Below are 11,285 nucleotides of genomic sequence, written 5' to 3' on the forward strand. Positions count from 1 at the left end.
GTGGGCAGGTCATGTATTCCCTGAGGGGGCGTAGTATAAGGCCTGAACCGGAATGACGCTATGCCCCGGGGATGTTGGTTGTTGGCGGCTGTTGTGTCGGGTCAGAGGATTTCGCGGTGGACGTCGAGGATGGCGGCGTCGATGCGCTCCTGGATGTCTTTTTCGACCTGGTCGAGGCGCTGGGTAATCTGCTGGGCGCTGGCGCCGAGGGCGGCGATGGTCCAGGTGGCGCAGTCCAGTGCTTCGTGGTCGGCGGTTTCGCTGACGGCCAGGTCCGGTTCTTTGCCCCAGATGGCTTTCATGGCGGTGAAGGCTTTACGTTTGGCCTTGAGGTCTTCACAGCCGTAGAGCTGGAAGTGCAGGGTGAGGACGCCTACGTGGGGGGTGATGTCCTGATGCGGTTGCGGATTTTTGCCTTCTTTGAGCAGTTTTCTCAGGGATTCTGGCATGTTAGGTCCGACTTTCGGGTGTAGGAACCGGCGAGGGATGGCCGTCCAAAACACGCTCCTTGCGGCACTTCCCTGTGACGCTTGAGCTCCGCCATCCATGGCTCCGCACAGTTTTGGACGGCCATCCCTCGCCGGTTCGCAAACTTTGCAAGGGGAGTCTCGTCAGTCTGCCGTCATTCGTTGTCGGGCCAGGCTGACCGCGTTTTCCCTAGCCTACTACAGGCGTTGCCCGTTTGATAATCGCCGTCGGGTTGGTGCCGGAGGGCAGATTGCCGTAGTTCATGCCGCCGCTGGCTTGCAGGCGGGAGGCGCAGAAGGCGTCAGCGACGTGTTTGTCGCCAGAGCGCAGCAGCAACGAGCCTTGCATGGCGAGGGCCAGGCGGTCAACCAGGTTGCGGGCGCGGTACTGGACGTCGCTGAGGTCGGCGAAGTCGGTTTGCAGTTGCGCCAGGAACTGGTCGAAGTGGCGGTCGCTGCCGCGGGCTTCGGCGGCTTCTTTGAAGAAGGCGTCGAGGGTTTCGGGCTCTTTGTGGATGGCGCGCAGGGTGTCCAGGCACTGGACGTTGCCGCTGCCTTCCCAGATGGCGTTGACCGGGGATTCCCGGAACAGCCGGGGCATGATGCAGTCTTCCATCACGCCGCTGCCGCCGATGCATTCCATGGCTTCGTAAGCGTGGTTGGGAGTGCGTTTGCAGATCCAGTATTTGCCGACCGGGGTAGCCAGACGTGCGAGCAGGCGTTCGTGTTCGTTGTTCTGGTTGTCCATGGCCCGGGCTACGCGCAGGGTGTAGGCAAGGGCGGCTTCGTTTTCAATGATCAGGTCGGCCAGGACGTTCTGCATCAGCGGCTGGTCGCTGAGTTTTGCGCCAAAGGCGCTGCGGTTGTGGCTGTGGTGGGTGGCCTGGGCGACAGCCTGGCGCATGCCGGCGGTGCTGCCGATCATGCAGTCGAAGCGGGTCATGGCGACCATTTCGATGATGGTGGGTACGCCGCGGCCTTCTTCGCCGACCATCCAGGCCAGGGCGCCGCGGATTTCCACTTCGCTGGAGGCGTTGGCGACGTTGCCCATTTTGTTTTTGAGTTGCTGCACTTGCCAGGGGTTCTTGGTGCCGTCCGGGCGCCACCGTGGCATCAGGAAGCAGGACAGGCCACTGGTGGTCTGGGCCAGGACCAGGAAGGCGTCGCACATGGGGGCAGAGACAAACCATTTGTGGCCTACCAGTTCGTAAGGCTGGCCCGGGCCTTCCTGGCCGACGGCGTAGGCGCGGGTGGTGTTGGCGCGTACGTCACTGCCACCCTGTTTTTCGGTCATGGCCATGCCGATGGTGACGGAGGTTTTGTCGGTGTCTGGCAGGTTGCGGCTGTCGTATTCGTTGGCCAGGATTTTCGGGGCCCAGAGTTTGGCCAGGTCTGGCTGGTTCTGAATCGACGGGATGGCGGCAAAGGTCATGGTGATCGGGCAGCAGTGGGCAGCTTCAACCTGGGAGTGCAGGTAGTATTTGGCGGCCCGGGCTACGTGGGCCCCGGGCCCCGGATTGGTCCAGGGTGAGCTGTGCAGGCCGTTTTCCAGAGCTACGCGCATCAGTTCATGATAAGCAGGGTGGAAGCTGACTTCATCGACCCGGTGGCCGTAGCGGTCGTGGGTGCGGAAGCTGGGCTTGTTGGCGTTGGCCAGGTTGCCCAGTTCGATGGTGTCGGCCCGGCCGGCCCAGGCCCCGAATTGGCTCAGGTCGTCCTGGGCATGACCGGCACCTTCCCGGATGACTGCCTCTTGCAGTGCCGTGTCCTGTTGGTAGAGATTGTAGTCTTCCAGCGGACGGGGCTGGTTGATTACCTCATGGGTTGCAGACAGGTAGCGGTCGTCCTTCGGCCGTTGTTTGGTGGCTGAAGGATTGCTGAGTTGCGGGCTGGTCATGATTAGCTCCTGGAGTCGGTCAACCCCCGGATGCAAAAGCAGACGATGGCATTGACCAGTTCATCTTGATGGTTGTCAGTGCCCGGAGCGGCGGCTGTCTGTGTTGGCGACAGCGGCCCCACCAGGGATTCTGATATGGCTCCAACCAGGCAGGTGCTGCTTAGTCGGGGGTTCTGTTCCGGAAGGCAGCCTTCCGCTATGCCGTCCCGGATCGCCTGCTCAAACAGGCTGGCGTACGCTTTTCGATAAACCAGTCGTTCTTCTTCAACTTTGGGGTCGACCGGTTCTGCAATCAGGGCCCAGGCTTTCATGGGACCTTTGAGCGCCCGCTGTGCAAATTTCCGCAAGGCGCTATCGAGTCTCTCAACGGCACTGCCCGGCACGGACAAGGCCTCGGCGACCTTGTCAACTTCGCGCTGTGTCGCCAGCCGGAAGATCTCGGCAAACAGATCCTCTCGGGATTCAAAGTGGCGATAGAGGGTGCCAGTCGCTACGCCTGCCAGCCCCGCGATGCGAGTTACTCTGGCGCTTCGAAAGCCGCCTTCTGCGACGCACTCCCAGGTGCTCTCGATGATCTTGTTGCGCGCCTCGGCTTTGCGCTGCCGCATCTTTTCTGTTTCGCGATAAGCCATGCTGGCTCCTTGGCAAGTAGTGAATCATTATTCATTCTTTGTGTCAATTTATCTGGCTTTGTGAAGCCTCTTTATGCGTTCATAAAATCAAGCACTTAAGTCTATTTACAAAAAGTTACAAAAAAAGGTTTGTCAGGAAATAGCGTCGTCACGAAAACCGGATTATAAAGACGCCAAGACGGGCCTGCAGGCGGCTGGCGGTCGATACGAGGTGTTGCCCGATCGGGTTTATGCAACACCTGAATTTTTGTTTTCGTTGATGGAGAAAACAGCATGAGTGAATTCGACGAGAGCAATCTGGAGCAGTCCGGCAGTAACTGGAGTGGCGACGGTGTTGACAACCATTCGATTGCCAGCCGGGCGAGGGTAAGAGCCCAGTTGCAGTCAGACATCGAAGCCTTTTTGCAGGGCGGGGGCAGAATACAGGAGTTGGACACATCGCTACGCTCCGATTCTCCTCGCAAGGTGGAGGTCGGGTTCAACAATCGTTCCATGTGAGTTTCTGCCAACGAATTCCCTTCCTTTATGGGCGGTTTGTGCCAAATCGCCCGTTTTTGTCACCTGTTCGTCATCAACCAACCGCACACTCGGCCCAGACCGACCTGCAATGGCGAAGTTCTGGGGTGTATGATGTCATTACTATCCAATGCCATCCATGTTCAGGAGGTAATTCGTGCCAAAGTCGCGCCCGCCGCTCTCTTGCAGAGCTTATCCGTCTAGCCGTTTGCGTCGCAATCGTGCCAGTGAATTTTCTCGCCGCCTGGTCCGGGAGAACCAGCTAACACCGGATAACCTGATCTACCCGGTTTTTGTGCTTGAGGGCGAAGAGCAACGAGAGGCAGTACCCTCCATGCCAGGCGTTGAGCGGCTGAGTATTGATTTGTTGGTGGCACAGGCGGCGGAGCTGGTGGAGCTGGGCATTCCTGCGGTAGCACTGTTTCCGGTGGTGCCCGCAGAGCACAAGAACCTCTCCGGTTCCGGGGCCTGGGATTCTGACGGGCTGGCCCAGCGCGCGGTCCGGGCGCTCAAGAAGGCCTATCCGGAGCTGGGTGTGATTACCGACGTTGCGCTGGATCCGTTTACCACCCACGGCCAGGACGGCATCATCGACAATGATGGTTATGTGCTGAATGACGTAACGGTAGAAGCATTGGTTAACCAGGCGCTGTCCCATGCCGATGCCGGCGCCGATGTAGTAGCACCGTCCGATATGATGGATGGCCGGGTAGCCGCCATTCGGGACGCCCTGGAGGGTGCCGGTTATGTGAATACCCGAATTCTGGCCTACTCTGCCAAGTATGCCTCCAGCTATTACGGCCCGTTCCGGGACGCAGTGGGCTCCGCTGCCAATCTGGGCAAGAGCAACAAGTCCACTTACCAGATGGACCCGGCCAACAGCGACGAGGCCATCCACGAGGTGGCGATGGACCTGGCTGAAGGTGCCGACATGGTGATGATCAAACCCGGTATGCCGTATCTGGACATTGTGTATCGGGTCAAAACCGAACTACAGGTGCCGACCTTTGTCTACCAGGTCAGTGGCGAATACGCGATGCACATGGCAGCGGCCCAGAATGGCTGGCTGGATGGCGATGCAGTGATGATGGAAAGCCTGATGGCCATGCGCCGGGCAGGCGCCGATGGCATTTTGACCTATTTTGCGGTTCGTGCAGCGAGACTGTTGAAAGATCGCGCGCGGGCCTAGACGGGACCCAAAGAACCCGCACCAACCATGGATGTAATGAGTAATGACGACCGAGACCGTACAGTCTGCAGTAAGCGATGATCACAGCGTGCCCGCGCCGGTAGAGGTACCGCCGGTCGGTGAGGAGATCAACCTGGACGCCAGTGAGAACTTTTTCAATCGGGAACTGAGCCAGTTGCAGTTCAACTACCGAGTATTGAAGCAGTCGCTGGACACCACGCACCCGCTGATTAACCGCTTGATCTTTTCCTGCATCTTCAGCAGCAATATGGATGAGTTTTTCGAAATTCGGGTTGCGGGACTGCGCCAGCAGATCAAATATGGCCGTGAAACCGTGGGTGTCGATGGCATGCTGCACGAGCAGGTGCTGGCGGAAATCAGTCGGGTGGCACACGAGTACATTCATGAACAGTACGATATCCTCAATAACGTACTGATTCCCGAGCTGGAGCGGGAGAATATCCACTTTGTCCGGCGCCGGGAGTGGACACCGGCTCAGGCCGAGTGGGTGCGCAAGTACTTTGATGAAGAAATTCTGCCGGTGGTCAGCCCGATTGGACTGGATCCATCGCATCCATTCCCGCGGCTGGTCAACAAGAGCCTGAACTTTATCGTCGAGCTCGACGGTAAGGATGCCTTCGGCCGGGAAACCGGCATGGCCATTGTGCCTGCGCCACGGTCGTTGCCGCGCCTGGTGCGGCTGCCGGATGAGGTGTGTGACGGTGGCGACAATCTCGTGTTTTTGTCATCGATGATCCACGCCCACGCGGATGAGCTGTTCCCGGGCATGGAGGTTAAAGGTTGTTATCAGTTCCGGTTGACCCGTAACGCCGACCTTGAGCTGGAGGACGACCTGGTCGACCTGGCCTCCGCGCTGCGGGGTGAGCTGCTGAGCCGGCGGTTTGGTGATGGTGTGCGCCTGGAGGTCGCCGACAATTGTCCGGAAGAGTTGATGCACTTCCTGCTGCGGGAGTTTGGTCTGACTGAGCGGGATCTGTACCAGGTGCATGGCCCGGTCAACCTGACCCGGTTGCTGGCGGTGGGCAGTCTGGTAGACCGCCCGGATCTGACCTATTCCAGCTTTTCACCGTCGATTCCGCGCCAGATTCGCAGCAAGGAATCCATGTTCGATGCCATCCGCAAGCGCCCTCTGCTGTTGTTGCATCCCTACGAAAACTTCAGCCCGGTGGTGGATCTGTTACGTCAGGCGGCGAAAGATCCCCAGGTGCTGGCCATCCGCCAGACCCTGTATCGCACTGGTGCCGATTCTGAAATCGTCGAAGCACTGGCCGATGCTGCCCGTCGCGGCAAGGAAGTGACGGCGGTGATCGAGCTGCGGGCGCGGTTCAGTGAGGCCGAGAACCTGGAGCTGGCCAGCCGGCTGCAGGAAGCCGGTGTGATCGTGGTGTACGGCGTGGTGGGCTACAAGACCCACGCCAAGATGATTCTGATTGTGCGCCGTGAAGAAGGCCGCTTGCGCCGTTATGTGCATCTGGGTACCGGCAACTACCATGCCGGCAACGCCCGGTTGTATACCGACTACAGTTTCATGACCTGTGACGAGTCGATCGGCGATGACGTCAACAAGCTGTTCCAGCAGTTGACGGGCATGGGTAAGGCGCTGAAGATTAAAAAGCTGTTCCACGCGCCTTTCACCCTGCACAACCGCTTGATCAGTCTGATCGAGCGTGAGACCAGTCACGGTAAGCAGGGGTATATTATCTTCAAGTTCAATGCGCTGACCGAACCTCAAATGATCAAGGCGCTGTATCGTGCGTCCCAGGCCGGGGTGAAAGTCGATCTGATCATCCGGGGCATTTGCTGCCTGCGACCGGGGGTGCCCGGATTGTCTGAAAACATTCGGGTGCGGTCGATTATCGGGCGTTTTCTTGAGCATACCCGGGTTTATTATTTCGATAACAACGGCCATCCGGACGTGTATTGTTCGAGCGCGGATGGCATGGAGCGAAACCTGCTGAGCCGGATAGAAACGGCGTTTCCCATTGAAGATCCGGCCTTGCTGGCACGCTTGCGGGACGATCTGGACGCCTATCTTGCCGATAACTGCCAGTCCTGGGTGTTGCAGCCGGATGGCAGTTATCTGCAGAACCAGCCCGAAGAAGGCGAAGAGCGAATGGCTTCACAGCTGGTGCTTCTGGACCGGTTAACCGCCAAACTGAATTAATTCGCCGTGTGTTATCCGGTAGCCAATCATTGAATAAAGGACAGTAATCTTGAACCTTAGAAGATGGACCATTGCCGGTGCGGCGGTGTTAGTAGTGGCTGGCGTAGCACCCTGGGGGGTGGGGTATCTGACGGAACAGCACTGGCTGGAAGCAACTCGGGAATTGAACGGCGCCCAACCTTTCCTGCGTATGGAAACCGGCCAGTACAAGCGTGGCCTGCTTGGCTCCGAGGTGTCGGGTACCGTTACCCTGCTGGACCCGGCCACAGGCCAGAGTAATCGGATGGATTTCCAGGTTCAGGTGTCCCACGGTGTGACCGGTAGTTTTCTGGATTTCAGGCCGACCGAAGGCTGGCAGCCATCGGGTGCCGATTGGTTTCCGGAAACCGAGCCCAAGCTGACGCTGGAAACCCGGGTATGGGGATCGGCAACGCTTGAACTACAGGCGCCGTTGATCCAGTTCGATCATCCGGCGAGCGGCGGCTCCATCCGCAGCAGCGGCGGCCTGGCAAGGCTTCAGATTGGAAGGCTTGGTGAGAAGGCCGATATGTTGCTGGTCTGGCCGGCGGTGGTTCTGGTTGGGCCCGCGATGAATGTGACGGTCGAGAACATCCAGCTGGAACAAAGTCTGGCCTGGTTGTCGGGTGATATCTGGACGGGTTCCGGTACTGTGACCGTAGACTCGTTAACGGTGCAGGGCCATCAGGCTCCCCCTTTGAGCATGACCGGATTATCGTTGAGCAGTCACAGTAAGGCCGATCGCACCGGAGAGCGCCTGGATTCAACGATTTCGCTGGGGCTTGATCAAGTGTCTTTTCAGGATGATGCTTTCGGTCCTCATCGGATGGAAGTGGCGGTGGATGGTCTCGATGTGGCCAGCTGGAATGCGTTCAGCTCGGTCATGGCGGACATGCAACTGCTGGCGCCGCCTGCCGGGTTAAGTCCCCAGGCGGCGTTCGAGCAGCAAATGGCGCTGATGCAGCGGTTCAATGAGTCTGTGCGAGGACTGGCGGCTGCTGGGTTTTCAGCGGGTATCCGGGAGCTGAGCCTGGCGACACCGGAAGGTTCGGTCCAGGGCAGTCTGGATATCTCGCATCCGGCGTTGTCCGACAGCGAGCGCGCCAATATGCTGATGGTGATGCAACAATTGACGGGCTCACTGGATTTCAGCATGCCGTTGGCTCTGGCTGAGAACTACCCTGACGTTCGGATGCAGGTGGCCCCGCTGATCAAGCAGGGCTTGCTGGTTGAGCGCGGCGGTCAATTGGCGTTGACCGGCCGCATGGAGAACCTGACGCTGGATATCAACGGGATTGAGTTTCCGTTGCCACCGCTGCTTTAACGCTCCTCAGTTACGGAATTTCTGAGTCAGGGCTTCTGCTACGGCGGGATCGACGAATTCGGAGACGTCGCCGCCCAGGGAGGCAATTTCCCGGATCAGCGTAGACGAGATGTAGGACAGGTGGTTGGATGGTGTCAGGAACACGCTTTCGATTTCCGGCGCCAGTCGGCGGTTCATGTCGGCGAGCTGGAATTCGTACTCGAAGTCGGAGACGGCGCGCAGTCCTCGCAGTATGACGGTGGCGTTCTGTTCTCTGACGAAGTCGGCCAGCAGGTTGCTGAAACCGGTAACGCTGACATTGGGCAGGTGTGCGGTGGCTTTGCGGACGAGGTCGCAGCGTTCTTCGAGGTTGAGCAAGGGCTGCTTTTTCGGGTTGTAGGCGACGGCGACGACGATTTCGTCGAACATGCGGCCGGCGCGTTCGATCAGGTCGGTGTGGCCGTTGGTGATGGGGTCGAAGGTGCCTGGGTAGATGACTTTTGGCATGCACAGCTCCTTTTGTTGATGGCCGACAGGATATCAGTATTGGGGATTGTGCTGTAGTCCGGGGCTTTTGGAGTTTGGTATTCAGGTTCGGAGCTGGCGCGGGTTGGGAGGCCCTGTCCGGGAAACGCTACGAGCACATCCCTGTGCGCTTCGTTCGGGCCATCCCTGGCCCTCAAGATTCCCGGACAGGGCCTCCCAATCCGCGCTGTTAGACGACGCGCATATCTCCCCGACACCTCCTGGGACTGAGCTTTCCTTGATGCTCCGTCCTGGCTCTGCTTTATCCGCTAATTCCCGCCAACTTTTGCGCCAGCCGGGTGCTGTTCCTTGCCGCCAAGGCATACACCGATAACTGCGGGTTCGCACCGATGCTGGTGGGGAAGACGGACGCGTCGTGGATGCTCAGGTTGGTCACATGATGGTGTTCGCCAAAGCCGTTAACCACCGAGTCTTTGGCGTCGGCACCCATGCCGCAGCCACCCATCTGGTGGGCGGTAAACAATCGGGCCCGGTGGGTTTTCATGGGCAGGTTGTTGATGGCGGCTTTGGCCTGGTTCCAGCTGGTGTACCAGTCGGAGTCCAGGTGCATGGCCTGGACGGCTTCGGCGCCGGCGGCGAACTGGATTTCCGCCATGTGCAGGTAGGCGTCACGGATGCCCTGCCAAAGGTAGTCGGTGATCGGGTAGTCGAGCACCGGGCTGCCATCTTTGCGCAAGGACACTGTGCCGCCGGGGCTGTCGGGATGGAAGCCGTCCCGGAGCAGGGCGATAACCGACTGCATGTGGGGAAGTTGGCTTAGGTTGTCGGCTTGCTCTTTGCCGTGGCCGGGCACCACGCCGGCGGCCATGGCGGGGTGCAGTGGTGGTACTTCCAGTTTGTAACCGACGGGACCGTCTACGCCGTGTTTGAAGTTGAACTCGTCGGAGTAGATGGACTGTGGTGCGCCGTAGAACGGATCAACCTGGGCCGACATGCGGGCAACGGTCGCATTGACCGGGTGGATGAACGAGCGCTTGCCGACCCGCTGGTGCGGATCTGGCAGTTGCGACCGTAGCAGCAGACCGGGGGAGCCGATGGCGCTGGCGGCGACCACGAAGTGCCGGGCTTTCAGGGTGACGGTCACGCCAGACGGATGCACGCCGTCCGGCCCCATGGCGCTGGCTTGCAGGTGGTCAATGCGGTCCTGGCTCATTACCAGGCGCTCGGCGCGCAGACCGTGGAACAGTTGGGCGTCGTTGTCGAGGGCACCGGGGATGGTTGTCATCAGCGCGCCCTGCTTAGCATTTGTGGGGCACCCCACGCCGCAATAACCCAGGTTCCAGCAGCCTTTGACGTTTCTCGGGATGGCCTGCCAGGAGTAGCCAAGTTGCTCACAACCCTGGCGCAGAATGTCGTTGTTCAGATTCGGTGGCGTCAGCCATGGGGTCATGGTGTGGCGCTCTTCACGACCGCCAAACCAGGGTGCCATGGCGTCTGGCGTGAGATCATCCAGGCCCAGAGACTGGCTCCAGTAATTCAGGGTCTCATCCGGTGTCCGGAAGCTGCTGGTCCAGTTCACCGTGGTTGAGCCGCCCACACACCGGCCTTGCAGGATGGCAATGGCGCCATCCGCCGTCACCCGGCTCATGCCCTCCTGGTAAAGACTGGCGTAGGCCGTCAGCTCATCCATTTTGAAGTCTTTCTGGTAATACAGCCGGCCTTCCTCAACCAGAATGACAGACAAGCCCTGCTTGGCAAGAATCTCCGCCGTAGTGCCGCCACCGGCGCCGGTGCCTATCACCACCACATCGGCTTCCACTGTCTGGTCTGCGGTCAGTTTACTGGCATCGGTAACCTTCCAGCCAGAAGCCAGGCCCCGGGCGACAGGATCATTCGTGGACATACTGCTCTCCATTATCCGGGTGTAATCAGGCGCTGTGGAACTGCGGCAAGGCCTCGACGGCCCAGGCCGGTGGCCCGGCGTAACCGGACACGTGCCAGTGGGGGGCATGGCCATAGAAGGCCACGTTACTGATCTTGGTCAGGGCGATGTAACCGTTGTTCAGCAGGCCGATCCGGCTGTTGCGCCAGCGGTTGAGAAACGCATCGGCCGCATCCGTGCTGACTGATGGCCAGTCAGACCAGACCCCCGCCAGCGCGATGCGGGTGGGAGTAAAATTCAGCATATCAAACAGCTTGCGCAGCTCCTGCTGATTGGCCGGGCTAAACATCACAATGCCCTGATCAATCCGCTCAATGGTCCCGGCAATGGCAAATCGCCGCTGATTGGCTTCCTCTGGCAGCGCCCCGGCAAACATCGCCGGCAGCAGCGCCTCGAACAGAGCAATATCGTCCCGGCTCAGGAACTGAAACTGATAGCGGGCATCGGTACGGGTATCCACGGCACTGATCCGATCGGCCGGCGCAGTCGCGCAGCCGCTGAGGCCGGCGGACAGGCTGACGGTGCTGAGCAGCAGCGCACCACCCAAGCCGGTTTTCAGAAAACCGCGGCGGCTCAGCTCGGGTTGATCATCAGAAGTGTTCTTCAAAGAATGGTCGGACATCGAGAATTCTTTTTTTGATGTTGTTGTT

Annotated in this window: 10 protein-coding genes; 4 read left to right on the top strand and 6 right to left on the bottom strand. The window is 59.5% G+C overall.

From position 1 onward, the window contains the following. Window positions 1–101: 101 nt before the first annotated feature. The 3 genes from IBX51_RS12590 to IBX51_RS12600 all read right to left on the bottom strand — a co-directional run bounded on the left by IBX51_RS12590 (window position 102) and on the right by IBX51_RS12600 (window position 2,996). Window positions 102–449 carry a DUF503 domain-containing protein gene (locus tag IBX51_RS12590; protein WP_291831630.1) on the bottom strand — a complete coding sequence of 116 codons (348 nt, stop codon included), beginning with the start codon at window positions 447–449 and terminating at the stop codon, window positions 102–104. Window positions 450–657: 208 nt separating this feature from the next. Further along, window positions 658–2,364 (bottom strand): isovaleryl-CoA dehydrogenase, encoded by a 1,707-nt coding sequence (locus IBX51_RS12595; protein WP_291831631.1) that lies wholly within the window; start codon window positions 2,362–2,364, stop codon window positions 658–660. Between the two features lie 2 nt (window positions 2,365–2,366). Beyond that, complete coding sequence (locus tag IBX51_RS12600; protein ID WP_291831632.1) at window positions 2,367–2,996, bottom strand: TetR/AcrR family transcriptional regulator; 630 nt, start codon at window positions 2,994–2,996, stop codon at window positions 2,367–2,369. Between the two features lie 273 nt (window positions 2,997–3,269). Here IBX51_RS12600 and IBX51_RS12605 point away from each other — a divergent pair, with 273 nt between their 5' ends. The 4 genes from IBX51_RS12605 to IBX51_RS12620 all read left to right on the top strand — a co-directional run bounded on the left by IBX51_RS12605 (window position 3,270) and on the right by IBX51_RS12620 (window position 8,228). Beyond that, the gene (locus IBX51_RS12605; RefSeq protein WP_291831633.1) at window positions 3,270–3,494 is read left to right on the top strand and encodes a hypothetical protein; all 225 of its coding nucleotides are present in this window, start codon (window positions 3,270–3,272) and stop codon (window positions 3,492–3,494) included. A gap of 175 nt (window positions 3,495–3,669) precedes the next feature. Continuing rightward, the gene (hemB, locus tag IBX51_RS12610; RefSeq protein ID WP_291831634.1) at window positions 3,670–4,701 is read left to right on the top strand and encodes a porphobilinogen synthase; all 1,032 of its coding nucleotides are present in this window, start codon (window positions 3,670–3,672) and stop codon (window positions 4,699–4,701) included. Window positions 4,702–4,744: 43 nt separating this feature from the next. Continuing rightward, a complete protein-coding gene (gene ppk1, locus IBX51_RS12615; protein ID WP_291831635.1) occupies window positions 4,745–6,886 on the top strand; it encodes a polyphosphate kinase 1 in 2,142 nt (713 codons plus the stop codon). A 49-nt stretch (window positions 6,887–6,935) separates the two neighbouring features. Beyond that, window positions 6,936–8,228, top strand: a complete 1,293-nt coding sequence (locus IBX51_RS12620; RefSeq protein WP_291831636.1) for a DUF945 family protein — start codon at window positions 6,936–6,938, stop codon at window positions 8,226–8,228. Window positions 8,229–8,234: 6 nt separating this feature from the next. On the opposite strand, the gene coaD is transcribed toward IBX51_RS12620, so the two are convergent. The 3 genes from coaD to IBX51_RS12635 all read right to left on the bottom strand — a co-directional run bounded on the left by coaD (window position 8,235) and on the right by IBX51_RS12635 (window position 11,257). Beyond that, complete coding sequence (gene coaD / locus IBX51_RS12625) at window positions 8,235–8,714, bottom strand: pantetheine-phosphate adenylyltransferase (protein ID WP_291831637.1); 480 nt, start codon at window positions 8,712–8,714, stop codon at window positions 8,235–8,237. A gap of 280 nt (window positions 8,715–8,994) precedes the next feature. Further along, on the bottom strand, window positions 8,995–10,596 hold the full coding sequence (locus tag IBX51_RS12630) for a GMC family oxidoreductase (RefSeq protein ID WP_291831639.1): 1,602 nt from the start codon (window positions 10,594–10,596) through the stop codon (window positions 8,995–8,997). A 25-nt stretch (window positions 10,597–10,621) separates the two neighbouring features. After that, window positions 10,622–11,257, bottom strand: coding sequence for a hypothetical protein (locus IBX51_RS12635; RefSeq protein WP_291831640.1), 636 nt, complete (start codon window positions 11,255–11,257; stop codon window positions 10,622–10,624). Window positions 11,258–11,285: the final 28 nt, after the last annotated feature.

It is taken from the genome of Marinobacter sp., assembly GCF_014859525.1.
Lineage (GTDB): Bacteria > Pseudomonadota > Gammaproteobacteria > Pseudomonadales > Oleiphilaceae > Marinobacter.

Excerpts from the sequence above, each read along its gene's own strand:
- coaD (WP_291831637.1), bottom strand. The coding sequence starts at position 8,714 with ATGCCAAAAGTCATCTACCCAGGCACCTTCGACCCCATCACCAACGGC.
- IBX51_RS12630 (WP_291831639.1), bottom strand. The coding sequence starts at position 10,596 with ATGTCCACGAATGATCCTGTCGCCCGGGGCCTGGCTTCTGGCTGGAAG.
- IBX51_RS12595 (WP_291831631.1), bottom strand. The coding sequence starts at position 2,364 with ATGACCAGCCCGCAACTCAGCAATCCTTCAGCCACCAAACAACGGCCG.
- IBX51_RS12635 (WP_291831640.1), bottom strand. The coding sequence starts at position 11,257 with ATGTCCGACCATTCTTTGAAGAACACTTCTGATGATCAACCCGAGCTG.
- ppk1 (WP_291831635.1), top strand. The coding sequence starts at position 4,745 with ATGACGACCGAGACCGTACAGTCTGCAGTAAGCGATGATCACAGCGTG.
- IBX51_RS12590 (WP_291831630.1), bottom strand. The coding sequence starts at position 449 with ATGCCAGAATCCCTGAGAAAACTGCTCAAAGAAGGCAAAAATCCGCAA.
- IBX51_RS12600 (WP_291831632.1), bottom strand. The coding sequence starts at position 2,996 with ATGGCTTATCGCGAAACAGAAAAGATGCGGCAGCGCAAAGCCGAGGCG.
- IBX51_RS12605 (WP_291831633.1), top strand. The coding sequence starts at position 3,270 with ATGAGTGAATTCGACGAGAGCAATCTGGAGCAGTCCGGCAGTAACTGG.